This window comes from Levyella massiliensis, from assembly GCF_000308275.2.
Lineage (GTDB): Bacteria > Bacillota > Clostridia > Tissierellales > Peptoniphilaceae > Murdochiella > Murdochiella massiliensis_A.
Window position 1 is genome coordinate 1 of record NZ_HG529492.1, and the last position, 25297, is coordinate 25297.

Here is a 25297-nt window from a genome sequence, read left to right on the forward strand (position 1 = left end):
ACCGTGCCTTTTGCAAAAAACAGCCAAAGGCACGGTCAGAAAGTGGACGCAGACGGCGTGTGCGACCGTGCCTTTTGAAAAAAACAGGCAAAGGCACGGTCAAAACCGGAGCGAAGCAGTCGTCCCCGACCGTGCCTTTTGGAAAAAAGTGGCAAAGGCACGGTCGAAACCGGAGCAAATAGGTCATGTCCGACCGTGCCTTTTACAAAAAATCATCAAAGGCACGGTCGAAATCGTAGCCCGCGGGTCGTCCCCGACCGTGCCTTTTGAAAAAATTGAGCAAAGGCACGGTCAGAAAATTTGAATGCGGCCGCAAAACGCGCGCGTTGTCGAAAGAAAGGCGCCTCCGGCGTCCGTGAGGAGTCGTCCTTCGGCCGACGATTTATATAAAAAGGAAGCCCAGCTGTGCCGGGCATCAATAGATATAAGGAAGGGGCTGACCCATAAGGTCAGCCCCAACCGCTAAGAATGATCTTTTTTATTTCTCCAGTTCATCTGTCAACGACACCAACTCGTCTACGATGGAACCGATGTAGTCGATGGTGTCCTTCAGAGGCTTGTCGGTGGTGATATCGACGCCGGCAATGGCGGCAAGGCCGATGGGGTCAACGGAGTCGCCGGCGGAGAGGAAGGCGCGCCATTGGTCGACGACGCCGGGTTCGCCTTTCATCAGGCGCAGAGCCATCTGGGTGCCGACGGTGAGGCCGGCGGAGTAGGTGTAGGAATATAGGCCGTTGTAGTAGTGGGGCTGGCGCATCCAGGTGAGTGCGGAACCGTCCTTGATTTCGACGGCATCGCCCCAGAAGCGGGAGAGAACCTCTCGATAAATGGCGGTAAGAGAGTCCGCATCCACGGAGCCTCCTTGCTCCACTATGCGATAGACTTCGCGCTGATACGCGGCTTCCAGGAGATGGGTTACAAAGTTGTGGTAATAGGTCTGGGAGACCATCTGGGACAACACCCAGCGACGCTGACGTTTGTCATCGCCGGCCTTCTTTAAAAGATAGTTCTCCATGATGAGCTCATTGGTGGTGGAAGGGGATTCTACGGCGTACATGGACATTTCTTTGTTAAGGAAGGGCTGATGCTTGGCTGTGAGAATGTTCTGTCCGGCATGGCCCAACTCATGTGCCAAAGTAGCTACTTCATTGATGTGGTAGTTGAAGCTGGAGAGCACATAAGGATGGACACTGTAGACATCCGCACAGAAGGCGCCGGTGCTCTTGCCGCGATTTTCCGCGTAATCGATCCATCGCTCGTCAAAGGCGCGATCCAGCATGGCCACATAGTCATCGCCAAGAATGGAAAGGCCGTCTTTAATAAAATCGGCAGCTTCGGCATAGGAGATTTCTGAAGAAACGTTGGGGTCCAGTTCCAGCTTGAGGTCGTAGGTCGTCATCCTGTCAATGCCGTGGACACGGCCGATGAGGGTGGCGTACTTTTGCATAATGGGTGCCAAGCGCTCCATAATGACGTCGATTTGGCGATCGTAAAGGGCACGAGGCACTTCTTGCTCTGCTAAGAGATAGTCAAAAACCGAGTCGTAACCACGCAGGTCGGCTTCAATTTTCTCCTGTTGCACCCGGGCATTGTAAGCGGAGGCCGTGCCATTTTTGTGGCGCGCCAGTTCGGCGTAGAAAAGGTCGGCGGCGGTATGACGCACGGTATGGTCTGGGTCGGACTCGTAGCGATTCTCAAAGGCGTTATAGGTCATGGCATAGGTTTTGCCATGGGCTTCAAACGACGGGAAGCATGTGTCGGCGTTTTTGATATCGTTATAAATTTGATAAGGGCTGTCGAGTGTCGGCGCCATGGCAGCAAGGGCTGCTTCAGTCTCGGCGGAGAGATAATGGGCTTTATTTTTTCGAATCTTGCCTAGGAAACGCACATGGTCAGGAGCCTGTTGGGAGGCCTCTTCCAGAACAGCGTCGTCCAAGTGGGCTAATTCAATGGCAAAGAAAGCCAGTTTTTCATAAATCTTTGCCATGCGGGAACCCGTGCGAGCAGCACGCGCAATATTCTCTTTGTTGCTCGTATCGGCTTCCACCTGTAAATCCGAATAGGCAAAAAGACGCTCCGCAAGCTCCTGTATATCGCTATAGGCCTTAAGGGCAGTGTTAACGGTCTTGGCGTCTTTCAAGTGGCCGGCGTAGGCGTCAACAAAGTCTTTTGCTAAGGTTTCGATACGCGAAAAATCTGTTTCAAACGCTTCTTCGTTTGGATAGATGGGCGTCAGATCCCAGGTTTGTTCCACAGGCACATCGGCACGATTTAATATTTTTTCCATTGCTATATCCTTTCGTTGCATCGGCAAGGGATGGCGTGTGTTCGGCACGCGCTTCTTTGGCTATAATAAAAAGCAGATGATTCTGCCATAGTACGCTGGTGTTATGGTACCCGTTTTTCAAGGAGGAACTATGAAGCAAAACGACAAACGATTCGAAGCCTATGCCCGTCTCGTCGTGGAGGTGGGGTCCAATGTGCAGGCCGGCGTTCCGGTTTGGATTCAGGCGTCCGTGGAGACGGCTCCCTTTGTCCGTCTGATGACGCGCTATGCTTACGAAAAAGGTGCCTCAGAAGTGCTGGTGGATTGGAGCGATGACACGCTTCGCCGTCTGCGTCTGGAGCACGCGTCCATGGAAGTCCTGGAAACAGTGCCGGATTTTCTCTATGAGCGCCGCGAATACTATTGCAAAAAAGGCACTCACATGATTCACCTGATTTCTGCCGATCCCGAAGCTCTAACCGGTGTCGATCCCGATCGCGTACAGAGGGCATCCATGGCGATGAATCGCAAGTTTCAGCCGTTGCGTCACTACACCATGAACGATGAAATCTCCTGGACCATTGCTGCCATTCCCTCACCGGCATGGGCAATGAAAGTGTATCCGGATGCGGCGGACAGTGACGCTGCCGTGGATCGCCTGTGGGAGCAAATTTTTGAGGTGATGCGTCTAAATTTGCCCGATCCGGTGCAAGCTTGGCAAGAACATTTAAAGCGATTACAGCACCGCGCGGATCTGTTAAATGCCTATCGCTTTGCGTCTGTGCATTATACGGCATCAAACGGCACGGACCTCACTGTGCGTCTCCCGGAAGGGCATCTCTGGTTAGCTGCCACTTCTACCGATCAAACGGGGGTCCCCTTCGTGCCGAACATGCCGACCGAAGAAGTCTTCACGATGCCGCATCGGGAAGGCGTGGACGGGACGCTTGTCGCCACGCGTCCGCTGGCGTATAACGGCAGTCTTATCGAAGACTTTACGCTGCACTTTGAAAAGGGCGCAGTGGTATCCTACACCGCTGAAAAAGGGGAGGCTTCCCTTAAAGCGTTGCTCGCTGAGGATGAAAACGCAGTGCGTCTGGGCGAAATCGCACTCGTGCCCTACGACTCCCCTATTTCCAACGCAAAAACGCTCTTCTATGAGACACTTTTTGATGAAAACGCCTCTTGTCACTTTGCCTTTGGCGCCAGCTATCCGACCACGCTCGAGGGTGGTGATGCCATGAGCGACGAAGACCTGCTAAAACACGGTGCCAACGTTTCGCAAATTCATGAAGATTTCATGGTGGGCACAGCGGATCTTTCCATCGTTGGAACGACACATGACGGCAAAACGCATAACATCTTTAAGGATGGGAATTTCGTTCTTGAATAAGGTATGGCGGGGGCAAAGCAGATGCACTTCCCCCCCCTATAAAGAAAAATCCGACGGCCTCGGCGGCCGTCGGATGCTTCATTTCGTGCTTCGTTTGAAAGCAGAACAAAGGAAGACGAAATACGCTATACGTCAGTTGATATGCATGCATTGATTAGATATTTCTAATCCGATAGTAGTATATCATACTTGCGAAGTGGGATTTTGATTTCTTTGTGTTGAAATCGATAATTTTAGCGCTAGGGCAGCGATGGGTACGCTTCTGTGCCTAGGTTCCGAAGGAGGTTTTATGTTTACCACTTCACTGCAAATCGATGGTAAGCCGGATTATTTTGAACATACCGTGTTGTTGAGCGGATCGCCGCGACGCCGGGCGTTGCTCTCCTTTTTGCATCCGATGCGTGACCATGTCGCTGTCGATGAACCGGCTATAAGGGCGGCGTCGCTTGCAAAAACCGAAGGACAACCCATGTTGGAACGCGCCACGGAGGCCGCACGCACGCTGGCAGCGGCCAAAGCCGGCTGCAACAATCCCGACTTTTCTCTCTTAGCAAATACCCTCTACATTGCTGCCGATACCATGGTCGTCATGGGCGAAGAAATTTACAACAAGCCCTACAATCTTGACGATGCAGAACGGATGCTTCGCTCCTATTTCGGCAAAACGCACACCGTCATCACGGCGGTATGCCTGCGCACCTTGCACGCCACGATACATTACGAGACCTTTGCGCAAGTGACGTTTTCTCCCTATGTGCCCGCCATGGAGCCGCTCTTGAAAGCCTATCTCTCCCCCGCCCTTCTGGATCGCGCCGGCGCCTACGGATTGCAGGACATGCCGCCGAGCTTTCTTGCGGATCTGCGCGGGGATCCCTATACAGTGATCGGCTTTTCCGTCTCCGCCCTCTGGGAGGTCATTTCTCCCTATTATGTGCCGGGGCGGGTGGTGCTTTGGCGTGACTGTGACAAAGCGGCTTGTCGTCCGGGTGACGCGAACGCGGTCAATGCGGCAAGTATGACCGATGCAGAGGATAACGTGTTCCCTTCCATCGCCGTTTTTGAGGGAATCGTACGGGAATTGGCGGAAGAATTGCCGGAATTTCTCTTCCGTGATTTGAACGGTCTGATTCAAATCCAGCCGCAAGTGGAATACCATCCAAAGGCGCGTAACCACGATCTGTTGGTGATGGGGCGCTACGTTCGAGATTCGCTCGGCCGCCATATCGAACTCTACTACGGCTCCTTCCGCGAGCAATTTCCGACGTGCAACCGCGAGCAGTTAAAACCCCATGTACGCGAAACCCTCTTTCATGAATTTGAGCACCATATCGAAGGGCTTGCCGGCAATCACGATCTGGAGATAGAAGACGAAATCTTCTTGCGCAACTACCTGCGCCACAATCGGTAGCAGGTTGGCGGTTTTACGATTTCAGTGCCATTCCTATTATCATCTACAAACCTTTTCTCAAGTTTTTATGTTATAGTATAAGTGCATCTGTCGCGTACAATTATGAAAAGGAGGCATTATGAAATTTGAAGTGATAGACAATCTGTTTACTATCAACCTCAACAGCGTGCTGACGCTCGCGTTAGCCGCCATACTTCTTCTCATCGGGTACTTATTGGTAAGGAAGGTTAATTTTTTAGCGAAATTCTGTATCCCTGCTCCGGTCGTTGGTGGATTTATTTTCATGCTGATTACTTGGGTTGGCCACAGCACAGGAAGCTTTACCTTTGTATTCGATGATCCCTTCCAAAGCGTATTTATGCTGGCATTTTTCACAACGGTCGGCTTGGGCGCCAGCCTTAAGCTGCTGAAGAGCGGCGGTAAATTGCTGATTATTTACTGGTTGGTATGCGGTGTGGTTTCCATCATCCAGAACAGCATCGGTATGGGCATTTCCGCCGTCACCGGTCTGGAACCGCCGTATGCGTTACTGGCCAGCTCGATCTCGATGATCGGCGGACATGGCGCTGCGCTGTCCTACGGCAATACCTTCGTCGGGATGGGCTATCCCATTGCTAAGACGGTGGGTGCTGCAGCGGCAACGTTCGGTCTGATTTCGGCCGTTATGCTGGGTGGCCCTCTGGGTCGTCTGCTTATCGAACGTCACCACCTGAAGCCGACCAATGAAGACTTCACGACGGCAGCTGCAGATATCAATACGACGGACGAAACACATACGCTGACAAGCTTTGAAATCATTCAAAACGTCGTTGTCATCATCTGCTGCATGGCTGCCGGCTCGATCATTTCGGGTTGGATTGGAAAACTCATTAAAATGGACTTCCCGACTTATGTCGGCGCAATGTTCCTGGCCGTCATCGTGCGCAACCTGAACGAGAAGCATAAATTCTTCCACTTTGATTTTGCGCTGGTTGACGGTATCGGTACGGTGATGCTGAACCTGTTCCTGTCCTTGGCGTTGATGACGCTGAAACTGTGGCAGCTGTCCGATCTGATTGGCGGCGTGTTGCTGGTTGTCATTTGCCAGGTGCTTTTCCTGGGTCTCGCTTCCTACTTCATCATCTTCCGCATCTTGGGTGCGGACTACGATGCTGCAGTAATGTGTGCGGGTCTCTGCGGTCACGGCCTGGGTGCAACGCCTTCTGCCATCGTGAACATGACAGCGGTCAACGATCGCTATGGTTATTCACGTAAAGCGATGATGATTGTGCCGATTGTCGGTGCGTTCTTGGTGGATATTATTTATCAGCCGCAAACCATCGCGTTCATTCGTATGTTCGTGCAGAACTTAAAGTAAGGTGCTGTTTTATATCGCACGAATATTTCTCCCGTACCGTTTCATCGGAAGTCACACGGCAATCCGAGGAATAAAACAGATGTAAAGAGGCTGTGCCAAATGGCACAGCCTCTTATTTTTGCAATTGACGCTGGCATAGCAGCCAGTTTTTTTCGTATTATTCGATGATGCCTAGTTCACGGCCGACCTTCGCGATGATATCCACAGCGCGTTCGATTTGCTCTTCGGTATGCGCCGCCGTGATCATGCAGCGCACACGCCCGGTCCCCTTCGGAACGGTCGGGAATACGATCGGACTGGTGAAGACGCCGTTTTCAAAGAGTGCTTCGGAGAAAGCGCCCGTCTTGGCTTCGTCGCCAATGATGATCGGAGTGATGGGGGTTTCGCTGTGACCGGTGTTAAAGCCCAGTTTGCCAAGCTTTTCTTTAAACAGGCGCGCATTGTCCCATAGCTTGTTGGTGTATGCATCGCTCTCCATCAGCATCTTAACCGCTTCAATGATGGCAGCGGTGTCCGCCGGGGTATTGCCAGTAGAGAACAGGAGCGGCCGGCTGCGGTTCTTCAGCCAGTCGATGGTGACCTGTTTGCCCGCCACATAGCCGCCGATAACGCCCATGGCTTTGGACAAGGTACCAATGATGAAGTCCACTTTGCCGTGGAGATGGAAGTGATCCACCGTACCGCGGCCGCTGCGGCCCAACACGCCCGAAGCATGCGCATCGTCCACGTAGGTCATGCAATCATACTTTTCCGCCAGGGCAACGATGCCCGGCAAATTGGCGATATCGCCGTCCATCGAAAAGACACCATCGGTAATGATCAAAACTTTATTGAACTCCGCACGACGCTCCTTCAGCACGCGCTCGAGATCTTTCATATCGCTATGCTTAAAGACGGTTTTCTTGGCCTTCGAAAGACGGCAGCCATCGATAATAGAGGCATGGTTTAATTCATCCGAAATAATCAAGTCGCCTTCGTCAACCGCCGCTTGAATGGTGCCGGCGTTGCAGTTAAAGCCGGACTGGTAGACGATAACGGCTTCCTCTTCCTTGAATTCGGCCAGGAGTTTTTCCAGCTCCTCATGCAGAGACAGGTTTCCGTTAATGGGACGCACCGCACCGGCACCAACCCCGTATTTTTCAATGGCGGCAATGGCGGCCTTCTTCAGACGCGGATGATTAGCAAATCCCAGATAGTTGTTGGAGGAAAGATTGATGACTTTTTTTCCATCAATGACACATTCCGCTTCATTCGGGCCTTCGACCACCTTAAAGGTTTTATAGAGACCGTCTTGTTTCAACCCTTCAATTTTTTCCGCAAGATATTGCATGTCGTGAATGCTCATGATTCTCCTCCCCTATTTCGTAAGACGTTTCTTTAAATTTTCCAACATATCCGTGGTCATGGTGTCCAGATCGTACTTTGCCTTCCAGCCCCATTCTTCTTGGGCAGCACTGTCGTCCAGCTGATCCGGCCAGGAATCGGCAATCGCCTGCAAGGTCGGATTGACCTCATACTCCATGGTGAACGCAGGCATCTGTTTTTGAATGGCCGCCGCAACGTCCTCCGGGGCAAAGCTCATGGAGGCGATATTAAAAGCGTTGCGATGCTTGAGCTTCGAAGGATCCGCCTCCATCAATTCATGCACCGCTCGCAGCGCATCGGGAATATACATCATATCCATCAACGTGCCTTTGGCAATCGGGCAGGTATAATGCGCGTCACGAATGGCTTTATAGTAAATTTCCACGGCATAATCCGTCGTGCCGCCACCCGGCAGAGCCTCATAAGAAATCAGTCCCGGGAAACGAACGCCGCGCGTATCCACGCCGAAACGACGGAAATAATAATCGCACAGAAGTTCGCCGGCGACTTTGGTCACGCCGTACATTGTTGTCGGGCGCTGAATCGTATCCTGCGGAGTAACTTTCGGGGTGGTCGGTCCGAATGCACCGATCGAACTGGGCGTGAAGACAGAGAGATTCTTCTCTCTGGCTACCTCCAGAACCTGAAAAAGGCCTCCCAGGTTAATTTGGTAGGCCAATTGCGGACGCGCTTCCGCAACGGCAGACAAAAGAGCTGCCAGATGCATCACCGTATCCACGTGATAGTTGTCCACGAGTTCCGCCAGACGCTTGCCGTCTGTAACATCTAAGAGTTCAAAGGGGCCGGCTTCCACCGCCGGGGAATCCTTCTGCACCACATCCGTCAGAATAACATGCTCCGCCCCATACTCGCGCCTGAGATAGGACGATAGTTCTGTCCCAATCTGGCCCAATCCGCCTGTGATTAGAATCGTTTGCATACCTGCTCCTTCGGCTACCTTTCACCGTTACTCCCTCGAAGGCGCAAGAACCCTACGCCCCGGGAGTGTCGATTGCGACGGATTCGGCTTCTTGCTTACGGCGCGGCAGGGAAATGGTAAAGCGTGATCCCGTGCCCAGGGCACTTTCCAGCGTAAGCGTCCCACCGTGCACCTGCACAATATGCTTTACCAAGGAAAGGCCCAAACCGGTTCCCGATCCCTCTGTACGCGTACGACCCGGGTCTACCACATAGAAACGTTCAAAAATGCGTTCCTGGTTTTCCGGCGCAATACCGATGCCATCGTCTTCCACGATTATAAGTATATTGTCCTCGTCTTGCCGTAGCTTTGTCAAGACATATCCGCCCTCCGGCTTTGAATACTTGATCGCATTGCTGAGCAGGTTACGCAATACGTCCGTCATCAGTCGCCGATTGCCGAACAGGCGCACTTCCTGATCTTTTCCTGTGCCCTCCACATCCACATGGAGCTTAACATGGTGATCCTGTGCCATCGATCCCAGGGTTTCTATCTCCTGTAACAATGCTTTATGTAAATCAAATTCCTCGCGTTGATCAAAATCCGAATACCCGGTATCAAATTTTGAAAGCTGGATAATTTCATTGATCATATTCAGAAGGCGAATGCCTTCACGATGGATAATACCGGCAAAACGGCGCGTGTCTTCGGGCCCCACCATGCCGGATTCAATCATTTCCGCATAACCGTTAATGGACGTGAGCGGACTTTTCAACTCATGGCTCACATTGGCGGAAAATTGGCGACGCATATTTTCGTTTTCGCGCACATTCGCCAATTGCTGCAAGAAATGCGTGCGTTCTTTATTCGTCTCCAATAGACTCCCGAGCGCCTCTTCCGCTTCAAGCGTGGGCACCTCATCTGTCACTTTGCCCGACAGCAAACCGTTTAAATATTTCACCATCATGCGCAGCGGACGTAAGCTTTGAGCATAGATGCGATCCGTGAAAATGGTGGACAAAACGACAGCCACAATCGAAAGCTCCAACACCACTGGAAACATGATCTTTGCCCATTGTACCGGCGTCTTCTCCGGCAGTTCCGCATGTAACGTCCACAAACAAATCAGGGTGGAAACGAGCGCAAAAATCATGCCCGCCAATAAAAAACGGAACCAAATATTACGCTTCATTCCACCCCTCCTGTTAAGCATCCTTGCTCAATTTATAGCCGACATTGCGCACGGTTTTAATGTACTTGCCCGCATCGCCCAGCTTCTGGCGCAGCGAACGAATATGGACATCCACGGTACGCGTTTCGCCGGCATATTCATAACCCCAGATCTCATTCATAATCCGATCACGCGACAAGACCACGTCTAAATTATTCATAAGATAATAGAGCAGCTCGAACTCTTTGTAGGTTAATTGTACCTCATTTCCATTCACCAACGTCTGCCGTTTTTGCGGATCCATCTCGATTTCGTTGTGAACTAAAACCGAGCGCTCTTCGCTATCGCCATAGCGACGCAACACCGCTTTCACACGACTTAAGAGTTCCATGACCCCAAAGGGTTTCGTGATATAATCATCCGCGCCCATGTCCAACCCGCGCACCTTGTCGTATTCGCTGGTTTTCGCCGTCAGCATGATCACCGGAATTTCCTTGGTTTCCACCCGATTCTTCAGTGTTCCAAGGATGGTGTAACCGTCTTCTCCGTCCAGCATGATATCCAGTAAAAAGAGAATCGGCGGCTCTTCCTTTTCCAGCGCTTCGTACAATCCCTTTGCATCAGCAAAGCCGCGCGCCTTGTACCCGTTGTTATTCAAGGCATAGCTGATCAATTCCCGTATATTTTGATCATCTTCAACTATAAAAACCTGTTTCATGACATTTCCTCTCGAAAGATAGAAAGAACCGCAATAAGCGCAGAGCGGTTGACGAAAAAGCTAATCAAATTTTTCGACCGCACCGGTAATGGAATATACCACGGCTTCCGCAATGTTTTGCGCGTGATCCGCACTGCGCTCCAAGTATTTTGAAATCATCAACAGATCAATGGCCAAATTCGCATCGATGGTTTCTGTGCGAATATCATTGATGACTTCTTCGCGGACTTTGATAAAGAGGGCATCCACTTCATCATCCATCTGGGCTGCTTCGTACGCCAGTTCGCTGTCCCCTTCCACAAACGCACGTACGGCGTTGGAAACCATCGTTTGTGTGATTTCTGACATCTTCGTCAGACTACCTAAGCTCCGCTGTTTATAGCCGAAGTTGAGCATCTGTTTAACCAGAACAGCAATATCCTCTGCCTGATCTCCGATGCGCTCCATATCCGTGTTCATGCGAATGGCGGCCGACACAAAGCGAAAGTCGCGCGCTAACGGCTGCTCTTTCAGCAATAGTAACAACGCCTCGGATTCAATCTCCGAGCAAAATTGATTGATCTCCGGTTCCTGTTGGAGCACAAAATCGATATGCGATGTATCCTTGCTGTTTAAGGCCTCCAGCGCATACGAGAGAGACTGGTTCACCATTTCTCCCATGGACACCAAGTTGGAGTTCAATTCCTCCAGTTTGTTTTCAAAATTATTACGCATACTTTCTCCTCCCACCGACGGGCATCATCCAAAGTGACCCGTAACATAGCGCTCCGTACGTTCATAGCGCGGATTTTCAAAAATTTGCACGGTATCGCCAAACTCTACCAGCTCTCCTAAATAGAAGAAGCCCGTTTCATCGGCAATGCGCGTTGCCTGCTGCATATTATGGGTGACGATGACGATCGTGAACTCTTTTTTCAGATCAAACATAAGGTCTTCGATCTTCGTCGTGGAAATCGGGTCCAATGCCGAGGTCGGTTCATCCATTAGGATGACTTCCGGTTCCACTGCCAGAGTACGCGCAATGCACAAACGCTGTTGTTGTCCGCCGGAAAGTCCCAACGCACTCTTGTGTAGACGATCCTTCATTTCGTCCCAAATGGCCGCTTGCTTGAGGCTGCGTTCCACAATCTCGTCCAGCTGCTGCCGGTCACGAATGCCATTAATACGCGGTCCGTAGGCCACGTTTTCATAGACACTCTTCGGAAACGGGTTCGGCTGCTGAAACACCATACCGACACGCTTACGTAACTCCAACGCATCCATATCTTTATAGACGTCCTTGCCATCCATGAGCAGCTTGCCATCCACGCGCGTATCGGGAATCAAATCGTTCATACGGTTGATGGTTTTTAAAAAGGTGGATTTTCCACAACCGGATGGCCCGATGAATGCCGTAATCTGATTGGATTTCACATTCATACTGATCCCCTTGAGCGCCTGAAACTCGCCGTAATAAAAGTCCAGATCAGACACCTCGAATTTGAAGGGCTGGTTCTGCGTTTCAATCGTATTCATCAACGACTCCTTCACTGATTCTCAACCGTCGAACGCTTTACTTCTTAGCGCTTCCGGTTTGCTTTTTGTTGATGTTGCTGACAATTCTGCGCGCAATGACTGAGAACAGCAACACGACAATGACCAAGATAGCGGCCGAAAAGTTAGCAATTTTCGCACTGTTCGGGTCCACAGCTTCCGAGCGCATAACCCAAATATGCAACGCCAGCGTTTCGCCGGTGCGGAGCGGGTTTAACGCGTTTAGCGGAGAGGTCAAGTCCCAGTTTGCCCAGTCGATACGGGTAGACATACCCGACGTATACATTAACGCCGTCGCTTCACCGAAAACACGGCCGGCAGCCAAGATGATACCGGAGCCGATACGCGGCAGCGCCGCTGGCAGCAAGGTGTGCACAATGGCGTACCAATGGGTCGATCCCAACGCCATGCTGCCTTCAACAAAGTTGCGTGGCAACGCGCGAATGGCGTCCTCTGTGGAGGTGGTAATGAGCGGAATACTTAAAATGGATACCGTCAAGGAGCCAGCTAACAGGTTCCAGGTGGCACCAAAAGTGAGCACAAAGGCCAAGTAGCCGAACAAACCGATAACAATGGACGGCAGCGAGGATAAAGATTCGATGCTCATCCGCAAGAATTCGGTGACTTTGCCCTGTTTCGCATATTCTGCCATATAGATACCTGCCGGAATGCCCACCAGGCAGCTGAATAGCAACGAAAGGAACAGCAGATAAATGGTATTAAAGAGCTGGTTTCCGATACCCTTGGATGAGAAGGAAAAAACGCCCGGAAAGTAGCTCATGAGGCCATTTACGATAATATAGCCTGCTAAAAGCAGGATGAAGATCAGGAAGAAGCCGCCGATTGCCGAGAACAGTATCGTCATGAAGCGATCCACATTCTTGGCTTGGGCGATACGCTTTCGCATTCTCTCGTCCATCACACCACCTCCTCATCCAGATCCACGTCGGCTTTTTCCGCCGCCTTCATCGCACTCTTCTGCTGCTCCAGTTTGTTCTTCTGAACATTCGAGAATACATGGATTAGAACAATGAACAGAATAGAGATCACCATTAACAGCAATGCCAGACTCCAAAGTGCCATGTTTGCTTCACTTCCATCGATAGTATTACCCATATCGGAAGCCAAGATGCCGGTGATGTTCGCCGTCGGAAACAAAATGCCGTTCGGGAACAGACGCGTACGCCCAATCACCATGGAAACGGCCAATGCTTCGCCGAATGCACGTGCCAGCCCCAAAATAATGCCGGTATAAATACCGGTGCTGGATGCCGGAATGACGATGTTCTTAATGACCTGCCAGCGCGTAGATCCCATGCCATAGGCTGCCTGGCGATAGCTATCCGGCACACCGCGAATGGTATCCGTGATATACGTGGTGATGGTCGGAAAGATCATAACTGTCAATACGATCACGGCCGCTAACACGGAATAGCCGCCTACCGGGGCATGGAAAGTATCACGAATCCAAGGCACCAACACGGTCAAGCCCACCCAGCCATAGACAATGGAGGGAATACCAACGAAGATTTCCACGGCCGGTTGAAAAATGGTTTTGCCCCATTTCGGAGCAATTTCTGTCATAAAAATCGCTGCCCCCAGCGAAAACGGCGTGGCCAATAGAATGGCCAGACCGCAGGTGAGGATGGAGCCGAAGATATACACCGCGGCCCCGATGCTGCCCTTCCCCGGTGAATCAAAGGAGTCCGTAGGATTCCAATTTTCGCTAAAAAGAAAGTCCATCACACCATGCTTGAACTGCGTGAAGGAGGCTGTCCCGCGCACAAGCAGGAATAGAAGAATAGCGATGGTAATGGCTATGATGAGTAACCCCATGAAGGTCACAAATCCGCGTCCCAAGTACTCTCTTCTGAACTTTTCCTCTCCCGGCGTGCGCAGTCTCTTTTCACGTGTCTTCACCAATGACGAAGACGCTGCTTCTTGTTGTTTCGTAGCCATATGCACGTCCAATCTGGTTCTAAAGAATGTCCCGGTTCTACAGGACGTCTCGCTTCAAAAATGTTCCGATTAAGGGGCTCTTCCCTGCCGAAAACACCAGCCGTAAAGGAAGAGGCATTGCGAAACTCTCATTTCACAATGCCTCCGCAGTTTCCTATTGTCGGACTCTAACCTTCCGAATGTTCGGACGAACACTCGAAGTTGTGAAGGAGACTTTGCTTTACTTCATCGGGGTATCATGACCCTTCATAGCGTCCGCAGCCAATTTCGAAGATACGCCATAGCCCATCTCTTCGATGTTCTTACCAAACTCTTCACCCATGAAGTAGTCTAGGAATTCTTTTGCCGGAGTCTGTGCTTCGCCTTTTGTATAAACATGTTCGAAGCCCCATACCGGATATTTACCCGAGTAGGTGTTTTCCAACGTCGGTTCTACGCCGTCCAGTTTAACCGCCTTGACACCTTTGGCCTGGTCACCAACGAGGTAGGACAGAGCCACATAACCGATGGCGCCTTCGTTCTGCTTTACGCTCTGCAGCAATTCGCCTGAGTTATCTGTTTCCATGGAGCCCTTGGTCTCGTCCGCACCATTCAGAGCGAACTTCGTGAACAGAGCACGCGTACCGGAGGAAGACGGACGAGTGATCAGCATGATCGGCTTATCATCGCCACCGACATCTTTCCAGTTCGTTACCTTGCCGGTGAAGATGTCAATCATCTGCTGCTGTGTTAAATCAGCAACTTTGTTCTTTTCATTAACAATCGGAGCCATCGTGATGATGCAAACCTTGTGGTCAACTAAGCCTTTTGCCTGATCCGCTTCCAGTTTGTCCTCAGCAAAAACATCCGACATACCCAGCGTAACAGTACCGGCAGCAGCGTCTTTCAGGCCCTGGCCCGAACCACCCGCGTTTACGGTAATGGCCACGCCCGTTGCCTTCTGCATGAATGCTTCCGCCGCTTTATCTGCCAACGGCTTCAATGCCGACGAACCGGATGCGCTGATCTGGCCCTTCAGACTCGGATCCACATCGCCACCCTTTGTAGCGGCTCCCGACGAAGCATCTGCTTTGGATTGTTCCGAAGTTGCTGCATTGCTGGATGCTTCGGAAGCAGCGCTGCTCTGGTCTTTTTTGTCATTGCCACCGCAAGCAGCCAGTGTCACGACGAGCGCAAACGCCAACAACGTGCCCAATACTTTCTTCATGGTTGATTTCATTGAATACCACCTTTTCTTTTATTTAAGAATTGTTCGGTCCTTCTGTACTCGCACAGCGTTTTCCGAATGATTCGGACATCCGCAGCAATGCCGCAGATCTCTGTCAGAAGGACTACGCAACGTGGACAGTCCATGGGAAACACCCCACTCCATACGCTGTGTACAGTTCATAGCATAAGAGAGTCAGGTTAAAACAAGGAGAGTCTTTTTGTTAAGGTTATGTAAAATCCATGCGAACCGCGCCGTGTCTGTGTGGAATGGCCTGTTAGCGATGAGCGCGGGATGGGGCGCGATCACAGAGTTCATTTGGGCGGGGGTGACCATGGTGGCGTTGTCGCGGAGTCCTTTTGGGGGGAGCGTGGCTGTGCGTGTTTTTTGCATGAGGCGTGGTCGGGGGCTACATTCGGAGGCGGGTGCGACCTCTGCCCCGCAGTTTTGACCGTGCCTTTGACGCTTTTTTGCAAAAGGCACGGTCGGTTGTGCCGTCTGCCTCACGATTTTGACCGTGCCTTTGCCGCTTTTTTGTAAAAGGCACGGTCGGGAACGCCTGCTTCGCTGTGATTTTGACCGTGCCTTTGCCGCTTTTTTGCAAAAGGCACGGTCGGGGACGACTGCTTTGCTGTGGTTTCGACCGTGCTTTTGCTCATTTTTTGCAAAAGGCACGGTCGGGCACGACCTCTTTGCTCCGATTTTGACCGTGCCTTTGCCACGTTTTTTTGTCAAAAGGCACGGTCGCGCACGCCTGCTTCGCTCCGGTTTTGACCGTGCCTTTGACGTTTTTTTGCAAAAGGCACGGTCGGGCACGCCTGCTTCGCTGTGATTTTGACCGTGCCTTTGACGTTTTTTTATAAAAGGCACGGTCGGGGACGACCTCTTCGCTCCGGTTTCGACCGTGCCTTTGACGTTTTTTTCCAAAAGGCACGGTCGGGGACGACCTCTTTGCTCCGGTTTTGACCGTGCCTTTGACGTTTTTTTATAAAAGGCACGGTCGTGCACAACCTCTTTGCTCCGATTTTGACCGTGCCTTTGCCACTTTTTTGCAAAAGGCACGGTCGGGGACGACCTCTTTGCTCCGGTTTTGACCGTGCCTTTGACGCTTTTTTGCAAAAGGCACGGTCGGGCACGACCTCTTTGCTCCGATTTTGACCGTGCCTTTGACGTTTTTTTGTAAAAGGCACGGTCGGGGACGGGTCTCGACGCCCACAATCCCTGCTTAAGATCACGCCTTCTTCCGAGTGCTTCTTATTTTGTGAACGCCCAGTGGTATGGCGCTGAAGCGCACCTTTCTACAGGGTATGCCGCCGGCGCTTGCGCAATCAGGGATTCCATGTTATAATTTTTCAATCGTATGGATCATTAGCTCAGCTGGTTAGAGCGCCACGTTCACATCGTGGAGGTCGTCGGTTCGAGTCCAACATGATCCAAGCATTAACGACGAAGCGCAGGCTTCGTCGTTTTTTTATATAGAAGCTTTCCCATTGTCATAAGGGCCCGGGACAGACGCAGTTGCTACCGAAACATAGTTCCTATCCCATTACTATGAGATGGCATAAAATGGCGACGCCTACCAGTGCCAACAGACGCCGGTCGATAAATCCGTAGCGGTGCATTGTTATGATACGAGGTGATCATTTTTCGTTTTATGGAAAGGGTTTTTGGGTATTAAAGAATAGACAGGAAATTTAGGCTTGAACAAAAAGTTTTCTGTGGTGTTGCCTTTCCGGGCGACGCCGGAAAAGCCGAAGCAAGGCGGCGAAAGAAACGGCTTGTTTTAACATGGAATGTTGCGAAGAAACGTCACAAAAAGGAGATTATCATGGCAAAAGATTTTTTGGAGAATGCAAAAGAAAAAATTGATGAGGCCGGTAAGAATGTCAGCGACATGGGCAAAGATGTCGGCAAGAAAGTTAGCGATGGCGCTGAGGATTTGAAAGATAAGGCAAAAGAAGGCGCTGAGGATTTGAAAGAGAAAGCAAAAGAAGGCGTTGAGAACGTCAAAGACTTTTTGGGCAATATTGGAAAGTAATTTTATCATGAAGGATAAGAGAAGGCTGCCGGCGGGCGGCCTTCTTTTTATTGACACCATCGCCGGATTCTGTTATTATTTTTCGAGTACGGACCATTAGCTCAGTCGGTTAGAGCGCCACGTTGACATCGTGGAGGTCGCTGGTTCGATTCCAGTGTGGTCCATCACGTAAAGCGCCCGGTCCTGCGAATGCGGATCGGGCTTTTTTATTAGGCAGCGCCTGCAAGGCATGGCGGAAGGCTAAAGGAGGAGTCATGAAATTTGTCAAAAAAGCGGTTGCGCTTGGAGTAGCGATGTGCCTGCTGGCGGGTTGCCAGTCGCCGGCAAAGCCGAATGGCCAAGAGCAAAGCGATTCTTCGGCAGCCTCTTCGGTTTCTGCTGATTCCGAGGGTCCGAAGCTCACGACTGAAGCGTTGGAAAAAATGCCTCTTACGGGGCAAGGCACCTGGGTAGATGGCGAAGATGGGACCAAATGGTACAAAAATACCGGTACCTTTTATGATGCTTTTGATACGATGATTCAGTTCGTCGCGTATACAAAAGATGAAAAAGAATTCGATCGCTATTTTACGCTCTGTCGGACGGAATTTGAGCGATTGCATAAGCTTTATGATAACTACAAGGAATATGAGGGTGTCACAAATCTGATGACCTTGAATAAGACGGCCGCCCAGGCGCCGGTAGCCGTAGAGGATGATCTTTTTTCGATGCTCGCGTTTAGCAAAGAGAACTATGCGAAAACGCTGGGCAAGGTGAACATTGCCATGGGCGCAACGCTGACGCTTTGGCATGACACGCGTGAGGCGGCTATTGCGGAACAGGAAGAGCACGAGCACGATGCGTCGCATAGCGATACCACTTCCCATGCCCCGATTACCTTGCCCACAAAGGCAGCGCTGGAAGCGTCGGCCAAGCATCGCAATATCAATGATCTCGTTCTGGATCCGAAAAAGAAAACCGTGTACTTCCAAGACCCGGATCTCAAGCTCGATGCCGGCGCGGTGGCCAAGGGCTACGCGACAGAATGCATTGCTAAAAAATTGATGGAAGCGGGCTTTGCGCATGGTCTTATCAGCGCTGGTGGCAATGTCAAGGTCATCGGAACGCCTATCGATGGGCGTGCCACGTGGAATGTTGGCATTGTGCATCCGCGTTCTGACAATCAGGACATTATTGCGAAGGCCGCTGTTAAGGCCAATACCTCGATGGTGACCTCTGGCGATTATCAACGCTACTTTGAGCTGAATGGTGTGCGTTATGCGCACATCATCGATCCGCAAACGCTCTATCCGGCTACTGCGTATTCCTCGGTAACCGTGCGCACCGCAGATTCCGGTCTGGCCGACCTTCTCTCCACGGCTTTCTTTATAGCGACGCCGGAGGAGGCCCAGAAAATTTTGGAGAACTACAAGGACGCCGGCGTGGAAGTGCTCTGGGTGGATCAGAACATGCATGTCAATGCGACGCCCGGTATGCAAGCGGATGTGACGCTGGCACAACCGCAGCAATAAAGAGGGGTGTTTTAAGGCAGGATGTGAGGAGCCGACCCATGCGGGTCGGCTTTTTACCATAGGAGGCGCCCCGGCGGGGCGCCTTCCTTATTTACCAATCGTCGGCCGTCAGGCCGACTCCTTCCGGCGCCGAAGGCGCCTATTCTAGGACGCCGGTGCCCATTGATCTCCGGTTTCGACCGTGCCTTTGACGCTTTTTTGCAAAAGGCACGGTCGCCTACACCCCACAACCTCCGATTTCGACCGTGCCTTTGTCGTTTTTTTGCAAAAGGCACGGTCGACTACACCCCTCAACCGCCGATTTTGACCGTGCCTTTGACCATTTTTTGCAAAAGGCACGGTCGGCTACACCCCACAACCTCCGATTTCGACCGTGCCTTTGTCGCTTTTTTACAAAAGGCACGGTCGCCTGCGCCCTCTGCCTCGCAATTTCGACCGTGCCTTTGACGCTTTTTTGCAAAAGGCACGGTCGGCCACGCCCTTTGCCTCGCGATTTCGACCGTGCCTTTGACCATTTTTTGCAAAAGGCACGGTCGACTACACCCCACAACCCACGGTTTCGACCGTGCCTTTGACGTTTTTTTCCAAAAAGCACGGTCGGCTACACCCCACAACCTCCAATTTCGACCGTGCCTTTGTCGCTTTTTTACAAAAGGCACGGTCGCCTGCGCCCTTTGCCTCGCGATTTCGACCGTGCCTTTGACGTTTTTTTCCAAAAGGCACGGTCGGCCGCGCCCCACAACCTCCGATTTCGACCGTGCCTTTGACCATTTTTTGCAAAAGGCACGGTCGGCCATGCCATCTGTCCCGCATTTCTGACCGTGCCTCCGCCATTTTTCCTCAAAAGGCACGACATTCGTTATCGTGGGGGGCCAATTCGCAAAAAAAGAAGCCGACCTGTACGGGTCGGCTTTCGTAATATGCCATTATGGTAGGTGGCCTTGCAGGCCGCCTTCAACTTCTGGTATTAGAGGAATTGCTGGTTGTGATTGCTATTATAACGTCGCACCTTCTGCTGCTTATCGCAAAATGATCGCTTCGCGTTCGGGACCGACGGAGACGTAACGAATTGGACAATCGATGGCTTTTTCAAGGTAGAGGACGTAGTCTTTGGCGGCTTGCGGGAGATCGTCCCAGGTGCGGCAGCCGGAGATGTCCTGTTTCCATCCCGGAAGGGTGGTTTCGACGGGTTCGGCGTCATTCAAAAGCTCTGGGAATGGGAATTCGTCGGTTTCATCGCCATGGATGCGGTAGCGTTCAACGACGGGAATTTCGTCGAGGTAGCTTAGTACGTCGAGCTTAGTGAGAGCAATGGCTGTCGCGCCTTGGGCGTCCACACCATAACCGGTGGCAACGAGATCGATGGGGCCGACGCGACGGGGACGGCCGGTTTTTGCGCCGTATTCGTTGCCGGCTTTGCGTAGGGCTTCGGCTTGGTCGCCGAACCATTCGCAGGTAAAGGGGCCTTCACCGACACAGCTGGAGTAGGCCTTGACGACGCCGAGTACGTCTTGAATGTGCACGGCGGGGAAACCGGAGCCGACGGGTGCGTAAGCGGCCAGGGAGTTGGATGAGGTGGTGTATGGATGAATGCCCAGATCCAAGTCGCGCAGAGCGCCAAGTTGCGCTTCAAAGAGAATCTTTTTGCCGGCACGATCGGCTTCACGGAGAACCTTGGCGGTGTTACGAATGTATGGCTTTAAGGGCTCGGCATATTGTTTAAGCCAAGAAAGAACCTCTTCGGTTGTCGTTGCCGGAGCGCCGTAAACTTTGGTCAATGTAAGATTCTTCCATTCGACCAACTGTTCCACATGGTTGCGCAGATGCTCGGGATAGAGCAATTCGCCGGCCATGATGGTTTTCTTGGCGGCTTTATCGGCATAGAAGGGAGCAATGCCCTGCTTGGTGGAGCCGAATTTCCGATCAGCCAGACGCGCCTCTTCGAGGGCGTCAAGGTCGCGATGCCAGGGCAGGACAAGGGAAGCGCGCTCGGAGATCATGAAATGAGAAGGCTCCAGGGGTACACCTTTTTGTTCCACTTCCTGCATTTCTTTGAGCAGATTCTCGCAATCCACCGCTACCCCGTTGCCAAGAATGTTGATCACCTCGGGACGGAAAATGCCTGACGGCAACAGATGGAGCGCAAATGTGCCCTTGTCGTTCACGACGGTGTGACCGGCGTTGCCGCCGCCTTGGTAGCGAACGACCACGTCGTATTGTTCGGTGAGAAGATCGACCATACGGCCTTTGCCTTCATCGCCCCAGTTAATGCCAACAATGGCGCCATGTGCCATATTACTTCCTCCATTCGTTTGACGGTTGTAAAGAGTTTACGCCGACGGATTTTCGAACCGTTGCCGCTGTCGTTCCGCCTTGGGACAGCGATGCAGACGCCGGCGTTTGTTTGGCTTTGCCATCGCCAAGCTCCCCATAAACCATAGAGCCGATGACGATCACACAGCCTATCGCGGTGATCGGTGTGAGCGGTTCACTCAGAAGAATGGCCGAAACAAACACCGAAGAGACCGGATCGATATAACTCAACAGGGAAATGCTTTGTGCCGCAAGATGCTGCAGGGCACTAAACCACAATGAATAGGCAATGCCCGTATGCGCCACGCCCAAGATAACAGTATACACGATAGAGCGCAGATCTATCTGAATCGCGCTGAAATCCTCCGTAAAAAGGACATAGGGCAAAACCGCCAAGGAGGCAATGCCCATCTCCACACAGGCGAGACTCATGCCATCGATATCGGAAAGATCCTTGCCCAGGGCCATGACGGCCGCATAGCAACACGCCCCCATCAGGGCTAAGAAAATCCCGAAGCCACCCGTTAGCTTTCCCGAAATCATGCCTGAGACAAACGTCATACCAAACACTGCGCAGGCGGCAGCAATGCCGCGACGCCGCGTGATCTTTTCGCCAAAAAGGAAAGGCGAAGCCAACAGGAAAATCAAAGAAGACATGCAATAGCACATCGTCGCTATGGCCACGGTGGTATATTTGTAGGCTTCAAAGAGGAGAATCCAGTCCAGTGCCGTAATGGCGCCGGCAATGGCGAGCCGTTTTTTATGTTTTTTAACAGCCTCCCAGGCAAAATGGCTGCGTCCCAGGGCAAAAAGCAAGGCTAAGAACGCGCTGCCGATAAGTGCACGGAAAAACACCAACAGCGAAGAAGAAAATAACACCCCGTGTCGAAAAAATCCCAGCGTGCTGAAAATCAGCATCGATGCGATAAATTCTGCTTTTGGCGAGATTATTTTTTTCATCGTTCGGCCCTTTCTTTGGTTTGCTCCTTCCGCCATTTCACCCGCTATCCATTGTAACGTATTTTTGAGCGTATAACGTATTTATGCGCCCGTACCGTATGGCTTGTCAATGTTTAGCTTTCATAAAAGCGCGGCACACGAGAAGCAATACCGCTCAAAATTTCATACGAAATCGTCTCAGCACGATCTGCTAAACAGTCGACGGCAATGCCCCGCGGTACCTGCGGTGCCGGAAAAACTTCCGCTTGAGCATCGCTAAAAAGCGCTTGGAAGGCGGCTTCTGTTTCGGCATGCAGGGCTTTGGAATCGGCTTGGTTCCAATCCGCCGCACCCATGACGAGCACGCGATCTCCCACCTCCACGGGCGGTGCATCCGTCACATCCACCATCAGCTGGTCCATGCAAATGCGCCCGATAACTCGACACAGCGTACCCTTCACCGATAGTGCAGTGCGGCCGGACAGCAATCGCACATAGCCATCTGCATAACCCAGCTGTACCGTTGCCACTTTGGTCTTACGCCGGCTGCGCCAGGTACGACCATAGCCCACGGTTTCCCCTGCCTCCATCCATTTGACACGCGAAATCGGTGCAGTCCATCGATACGGGATCTGCAATGAAACTGTAGTGGCCGCTTCACACTCTGCCGACGGATACGCGCCGTAGAGACAAATCCCCAAACGCGCGCCCTCGAAGAGATCGGCTTCGGGCAAAAAGAGCAAGCCCGCATCGTTCGCAATGTGGCGCAGCGGAATGGTAACACCTGCCGCCTCAAGCTTTTGCGCCAGCGTACGGAAACGGGAGAGTTGCTCCTCTGCAAAGGCATTCGGAAACGGCGCTTCATCTGCCGTAGCCAAATGCGAGAACATGCCTTCGATAGTAAGGAATGGAAGTTTAGCAACGACAGCAATATCGCGTGCGGCAGCGTCTTGCTCCGCGATGAATCCCACCCGGCGATGCCCGGTATCTACCGCAATATGAACGGGATGGCGCACCCCCAGCTTTTTTGCCGCGGCATTCCAGCGCATGGCATCCTCTACCGTGGAAAGCGCCGGTTCAATCTGGCGACGAATCATTTCGGCTACGTCTTCGGGTGCTACATAGCCGAATAGTAAAATCGGCTTATCCGGAATGGCTTCGCGCAATAGCATCGCTTCCGAGACCGTCGCCACACAAAAGCCTTCCACCAGATCGTGAATCGCACGTGCCACCGGTACTGCGCCCAGTCCGTAGGCGTTGGCCTTCACCACGCCCCAAAGGCGCATCGCATGGCGGCCCTTGCGCATGGCTTCCAAATTGGCGCGCACCAGGTGACAATTGACCTCTAGGATTGCTTGTGACTTCATCCTTTCTCCCCCCTTGCGACTTCATTCCTTGACAGGCTACAATAGAAAAAATAAGAAAAGGAGCCTGCTATGAAACCCGTAATCGGTCTCAGCACCACTTACACCCACAACGATTCGCTCGGCAGCCTGCTTCATATGGGCGTGCCCGGGCAAAGCTACCACGTCTGTACTGACGATTTTGTCCAAAATCTCTTAGCCGCTGACGCCGTACCGGTCCTGCTTCCGACCGTCCGCACAGAGGTGGAGCGGGAAGAGCAGCTGGCCATGCTCGACGGCATTATTTTTTGTGGCGGTGCCGACATTTATACGCTGCTTTATCGTGAAACCACACGCAAAGAATGCGGCCCGGTGGTGCCTGAACAGGATAACCATGAAGTGGCTCTGGCTAAACTGGCGGTAAAACACGATCTGCCGATCTTAGGCGTTTGTCGCGGCATGCAACTGTTAAATGTTGCCCTCGGCGGTACCCTCTATCAGGATCTGCCTTCGCAGAAGCCAGAGTCCCTCTATCACAGCAATGAAATGGTTCCGCGCTTTTATGGGGTGCATTCGCTGGAAATTGCGCCGCATTCATTGCTGTCTCGGCTGTTTCCCCAAGCGCCGTATGTCAATTCCTTCCATCACCAAGCGGTCAAAGATGTAGCGCCTTCGTTATGCGTCACGGCGCGTGCCGCCGACGGCGTGATCGAAGCACTGGAGTGCCCCGGTAAGCCCGACTTTCTGGCGGTTCAATGGCACCCGGAAATGATGGCTCCCGCTAATGAGAAACAACAGGCACTCTTTGCCTGGCTGGTGCGCTGCGCACAAGAGAAAAAGAATCGCTAAGGTCGGCCATCGGCCATCTTTCGGCGCTTCAGTTCATCGAACGGCGATCCTGCATCGCTCGTGCGAGCGTCAGTTCATCATAATATTCCAGCGATCCGCCCACCGGAATGCCGCTGGCAATGCGGGATACGCACACCGGAAAGGCTTCCAGCTGATCTGCCAGGAAAAGCATCGTCGTTTCCCCTTCTACGGTGGGCGAAAGCGCCAAAATCACTTCTTTCACCGGGGTATCCGTCGCCAACGAATCTTTCACACGCTTGAGCAGCCGCGACACCCCGATTTCCTCCGGTCCACGCTGATCCATGGGCGAAAGCAACCCGTTAAGCACATGATACGTGCCAAAGTAACTCGCCCCTCGCTCAATGGCCAAGAGATTCGTCACCTCTTCGACCACAGTGATCACGGAATGATCCCGTTTCACGGAAGCACAAATGGGACAGATTTCCTGTTCGGTAATATTGCCGCAAATCCGGCAGCGATGCACTTTTTCTGTGACATCCCAAAGGGCTCGCGCAAAGGCGCGCGTCGCGGCAGGATCCTTTAGCGCATGCAACGCCAGACGCTGTGCCGTCTTTTTTCCGATGGTGGGCTGCTGCCGATATTTCTCGATCAGCACCTCCACCGATGCCGGAAATTCGTTCATGCTATTCTCCCTTCGCTTAGAGTCCCGGAATATTTATGCCGCCCGTCAGACGTCCCATCTCCGATTCGTTCAACGCCGATGCCTGATGAATCGCATCATTCACCGCAACCATGATCAAATCCGACAGCATTTCCGTATCTTCCGGATCTACCACTTCCGGATCCAATACCAATTCCAGCAATTCATGCTTGCCGTTCATTTTGACTTTCACCATGCCGCCACCGGCACTGGCTTCAATCTCTGTCGCATCGATTTTTTGCTGCGTCTCCTCCATTTGTTTTTGCAGACGCTGCATCTTCTTCATCATATTGCCCATGTTGTTGCCGCCGTACGGCCCTTTGAAACCCTTCATCTTCTCCTCCTCG

Annotated in this window: 21 protein-coding genes and 2 tRNA genes; 8 read left to right on the forward strand and 15 right to left on the reverse strand. The window is 52.1% G+C overall.

The window, feature by feature from the left end:
• Positions 1-478 precede the first annotated feature (478 nt).
• Positions 479-2287, reverse strand: coding sequence for an oligoendopeptidase F (pepF, locus tag BN98_RS07040; RefSeq protein WP_019189434.1), 1809 nt, complete (start codon positions 2285-2287; stop codon positions 479-481).
• Positions 2288-2417: 130 nt separating this feature from the next.
• Between pepF and BN98_RS07045 the strand changes: the two genes are divergently transcribed.
• The 3 genes from BN98_RS07045 to gltS all read left to right on the forward strand — a co-directional run bounded on the left by BN98_RS07045 (position 2418) and on the right by gltS (position 6424).
• Positions 2418-3659 carry an aminopeptidase gene (locus tag BN98_RS07045; protein WP_019189433.1) on the forward strand — a complete coding sequence of 414 codons (1242 nt, stop codon included), beginning with the start codon at positions 2418-2420 and terminating at the stop codon, positions 3657-3659.
• A 289-nt stretch (positions 3660-3948) separates the two neighbouring features.
• Positions 3949-5067 (forward strand): Maf family protein, encoded by a 1119-nt coding sequence (locus BN98_RS08035; RefSeq protein WP_019189432.1) that lies wholly within the window; start codon positions 3949-3951, stop codon positions 5065-5067.
• Between the two features lie 118 nt (positions 5068-5185).
• A complete protein-coding gene (gene gltS / locus BN98_RS07055; RefSeq protein ID WP_019189431.1) occupies positions 5186-6424 on the forward strand; it encodes a sodium/glutamate symporter in 1239 nt (412 codons plus the stop codon).
• Between the two features lie 157 nt (positions 6425-6581).
• On the opposite strand, the gene BN98_RS07060 is transcribed toward gltS, so the two are convergent.
• The 9 genes from BN98_RS07060 to BN98_RS07100 all read right to left on the reverse strand — a co-directional run bounded on the left by BN98_RS07060 (position 6582) and on the right by BN98_RS07100 (position 15308).
• Positions 6582-7769 carry a glycine C-acetyltransferase gene (locus BN98_RS07060; RefSeq protein WP_019189430.1) on the reverse strand — a complete coding sequence of 396 codons (1188 nt, stop codon included), beginning with the start codon at positions 7767-7769 and terminating at the stop codon, positions 6582-6584.
• Between the two features lie 12 nt (positions 7770-7781).
• Positions 7782-8729, reverse strand: a complete 948-nt coding sequence (locus BN98_RS07065) for an L-threonine 3-dehydrogenase (RefSeq protein ID WP_019189429.1) — start codon at positions 8727-8729, stop codon at positions 7782-7784.
• Between the two features lie 52 nt (positions 8730-8781).
• Positions 8782-9900, reverse strand: coding sequence for a sensor histidine kinase (locus BN98_RS08040; RefSeq protein ID WP_019189428.1), 1119 nt, complete (start codon positions 9898-9900; stop codon positions 8782-8784).
• 13 nt (positions 9901-9913) lie between these two features.
• Positions 9914-10597 (reverse strand): response regulator transcription factor, encoded by a 684-nt coding sequence (locus BN98_RS07075; protein ID WP_019189427.1) that lies wholly within the window; start codon positions 10595-10597, stop codon positions 9914-9916.
• 60 nt (positions 10598-10657) lie between these two features.
• A complete protein-coding gene (phoU, locus tag BN98_RS07080; protein WP_019189426.1) occupies positions 10658-11311 on the reverse strand; it encodes a phosphate signaling complex protein PhoU in 654 nt (217 codons plus the stop codon).
• Between the two features lie 24 nt (positions 11312-11335).
• Positions 11336-12112, reverse strand: coding sequence for a phosphate ABC transporter ATP-binding protein PstB (gene pstB / locus BN98_RS07085; RefSeq protein ID WP_019189425.1), 777 nt, complete (start codon positions 12110-12112; stop codon positions 11336-11338).
• A gap of 37 nt (positions 12113-12149) precedes the next feature.
• Positions 12150-13049, reverse strand: a complete 900-nt coding sequence (locus BN98_RS07090; RefSeq protein WP_019189424.1) for a PstA family ABC transporter permease — start codon at positions 13047-13049, stop codon at positions 12150-12152.
• Entirely contained in the window at positions 13049-14089 is a 1041-nt protein-coding gene (gene pstC, locus BN98_RS07095; RefSeq protein WP_019189423.1) for a phosphate ABC transporter permease subunit PstC, read from the reverse strand. The genes BN98_RS07090 and pstC overlap by 1 nt, the downstream gene beginning before the upstream one ends.
• 220 nt (positions 14090-14309) lie before the next feature.
• Positions 14310-15308, reverse strand: coding sequence for a phosphate ABC transporter substrate-binding protein (locus BN98_RS07100; RefSeq protein ID WP_019189422.1), 999 nt, complete (start codon positions 15306-15308; stop codon positions 14310-14312).
• A gap of 1350 nt (positions 15309-16658) precedes the next feature.
• Here BN98_RS07100 and BN98_RS07115 point away from each other — a divergent pair.
• The 4 genes from BN98_RS07115 (at position 16659) to BN98_RS07130 (ending at position 18845) form a co-directional block, all read left to right on the forward strand.
• Positions 16659-16732: transfer RNA gene (locus tag BN98_RS07115), tRNA-Val, on the forward strand.
• Positions 16733-17124: 392 nt separating this feature from the next.
• Positions 17125-17334, forward strand: coding sequence for a YtxH domain-containing protein (locus tag BN98_RS07120; RefSeq protein WP_019189420.1), 210 nt, complete (start codon positions 17125-17127; stop codon positions 17332-17334).
• Between the two features lie 90 nt (positions 17335-17424).
• A tRNA-Val gene (locus tag BN98_RS07125) sits at positions 17425-17498 on the forward strand.
• Between the two features lie 90 nt (positions 17499-17588).
• The gene (locus BN98_RS07130; RefSeq protein WP_019189419.1) at positions 17589-18845 is read left to right on the forward strand and encodes an FAD:protein FMN transferase; all 1257 of its coding nucleotides are present in this window, start codon (positions 17589-17591) and stop codon (positions 18843-18845) included.
• Between the two features lie 1019 nt (positions 18846-19864).
• On the opposite strand, the gene BN98_RS07140 is transcribed toward BN98_RS07130, so the two are convergent.
• The 3 genes from BN98_RS07140 to alr form a co-directional block, all read right to left on the reverse strand.
• Entirely contained in the window at positions 19865-21139 is a 1275-nt protein-coding gene (locus tag BN98_RS07140) for an adenylosuccinate synthase (protein WP_019189417.1), read from the reverse strand.
• A gap of 1 nt (position 21140) precedes the next feature.
• Positions 21141-22118, reverse strand: a complete 978-nt coding sequence (locus tag BN98_RS07145; RefSeq protein ID WP_019189416.1) for a DMT family transporter — start codon at positions 22116-22118, stop codon at positions 21141-21143.
• A 113-nt stretch (positions 22119-22231) separates the two neighbouring features.
• Entirely contained in the window at positions 22232-23464 is a 1233-nt protein-coding gene (alr, locus tag BN98_RS07150; RefSeq protein WP_019189415.1) for an alanine racemase, read from the reverse strand.
• Between the two features lie 69 nt (positions 23465-23533).
• Between alr and BN98_RS07155 the strand changes: the two genes are divergently transcribed.
• Positions 23534-24289: a gamma-glutamyl-gamma-aminobutyrate hydrolase family protein gene (locus BN98_RS07155; RefSeq protein WP_019189414.1), complete on the forward strand. Its 756-nt coding sequence runs from the start codon at positions 23534-23536 to the stop codon at positions 24287-24289.
• A 28-nt stretch (positions 24290-24317) separates the two neighbouring features.
• Here BN98_RS07155 and recR read toward each other — a convergent pair whose 3' ends face one another.
• Both recR and BN98_RS07165 read right to left on the reverse strand, forming a co-directional pair.
• Entirely contained in the window at positions 24318-24932 is a 615-nt protein-coding gene (recR, locus tag BN98_RS07160) for a recombination mediator RecR (RefSeq protein ID WP_019189413.1), read from the reverse strand.
• A 16-nt stretch (positions 24933-24948) separates the two neighbouring features.
• Entirely contained in the window at positions 24949-25284 is a 336-nt protein-coding gene (locus BN98_RS07165) for a YbaB/EbfC family nucleoid-associated protein (protein WP_019189412.1), read from the reverse strand.
• Positions 25285-25297: the final 13 nt, after the last annotated feature.

Bases quoted from the DNA above. Each gene is read 5' to 3' on its own strand.
- BN98_RS08035 (WP_019189432.1), top strand. From the start codon at position 3,949: ATGTTTACCACTTCACTGCAAATCGATGGTAAGCCGGATTATTTTGAA.
- pstC (WP_019189423.1), bottom strand. From the start codon at position 14,089: ATGGCTACGAAACAACAAGAAGCAGCGTCTTCGTCATTGGTGAAGACA.
- BN98_RS07060 (WP_019189430.1), bottom strand. From the start codon at position 7,769: ATGAGCATTCACGACATGCAATATCTTGCGGAAAAAATTGAAGGGTTG.
- BN98_RS07130 (WP_019189419.1), top strand. From the start codon at position 17,589: ATGAAATTTGTCAAAAAAGCGGTTGCGCTTGGAGTAGCGATGTGCCTG.
- BN98_RS07065 (WP_019189429.1), bottom strand. From the start codon at position 8,729: ATGCAAACGATTCTAATCACAGGCGGATTGGGCCAGATTGGGACAGAA.
- BN98_RS07120 (WP_019189420.1), top strand. From the start codon at position 17,125: ATGGCAAAAGATTTTTTGGAGAATGCAAAAGAAAAAATTGATGAGGCC.
- BN98_RS07045 (WP_019189433.1), top strand. From the start codon at position 2,418: ATGAAGCAAAACGACAAACGATTCGAAGCCTATGCCCGTCTCGTCGTG.
- phoU (WP_019189426.1), bottom strand. From the start codon at position 11,311: ATGCGTAATAATTTTGAAAACAAACTGGAGGAATTGAACTCCAACTTG.
- BN98_RS08040 (WP_019189428.1), bottom strand. From the start codon at position 9,900: ATGAAGCGTAATATTTGGTTCCGTTTTTTATTGGCGGGCATGATTTTT.
- BN98_RS07140 (WP_019189417.1), bottom strand. From the start codon at position 21,139: ATGGCACATGGCGCCATTGTTGGCATTAACTGGGGCGATGAAGGCAAA.
- BN98_RS07145 (WP_019189416.1), bottom strand. From the start codon at position 22,118: ATGAAAAAAATAATCTCGCCAAAAGCAGAATTTATCGCATCGATGCTG.
- BN98_RS07075 (WP_019189427.1), bottom strand. From the start codon at position 10,597: ATGAAACAGGTTTTTATAGTTGAAGATGATCAAAATATACGGGAATTG.
- pepF (WP_019189434.1), bottom strand. From the start codon at position 2,287: ATGGAAAAAATATTAAATCGTGCCGATGTGCCTGTGGAACAAACCTGG.
- BN98_RS07165 (WP_019189412.1), bottom strand. From the start codon at position 25,284: ATGAAGGGTTTCAAAGGGCCGTACGGCGGCAACAACATGGGCAATATG.
- BN98_RS07155 (WP_019189414.1), top strand. From the start codon at position 23,534: ATGAAACCCGTAATCGGTCTCAGCACCACTTACACCCACAACGATTCG.
- recR (WP_019189413.1), bottom strand. From the start codon at position 24,932: ATGAACGAATTTCCGGCATCGGTGGAGGTGCTGATCGAGAAATATCGG.
- pstB (WP_019189425.1), bottom strand. From the start codon at position 12,112: ATGAATACGATTGAAACGCAGAACCAGCCCTTCAAATTCGAGGTGTCT.
- BN98_RS07100 (WP_019189422.1), bottom strand. From the start codon at position 15,308: ATGAAATCAACCATGAAGAAAGTATTGGGCACGTTGTTGGCGTTTGCG.
- BN98_RS07090 (WP_019189424.1), bottom strand. From the start codon at position 13,049: ATGGACGAGAGAATGCGAAAGCGTATCGCCCAAGCCAAGAATGTGGAT.
- alr (WP_019189415.1), bottom strand. From the start codon at position 23,464: ATGAAGTCACAAGCAATCCTAGAGGTCAATTGTCACCTGGTGCGCGCC.
- gltS (WP_019189431.1), top strand. From the start codon at position 5,186: ATGAAATTTGAAGTGATAGACAATCTGTTTACTATCAACCTCAACAGC.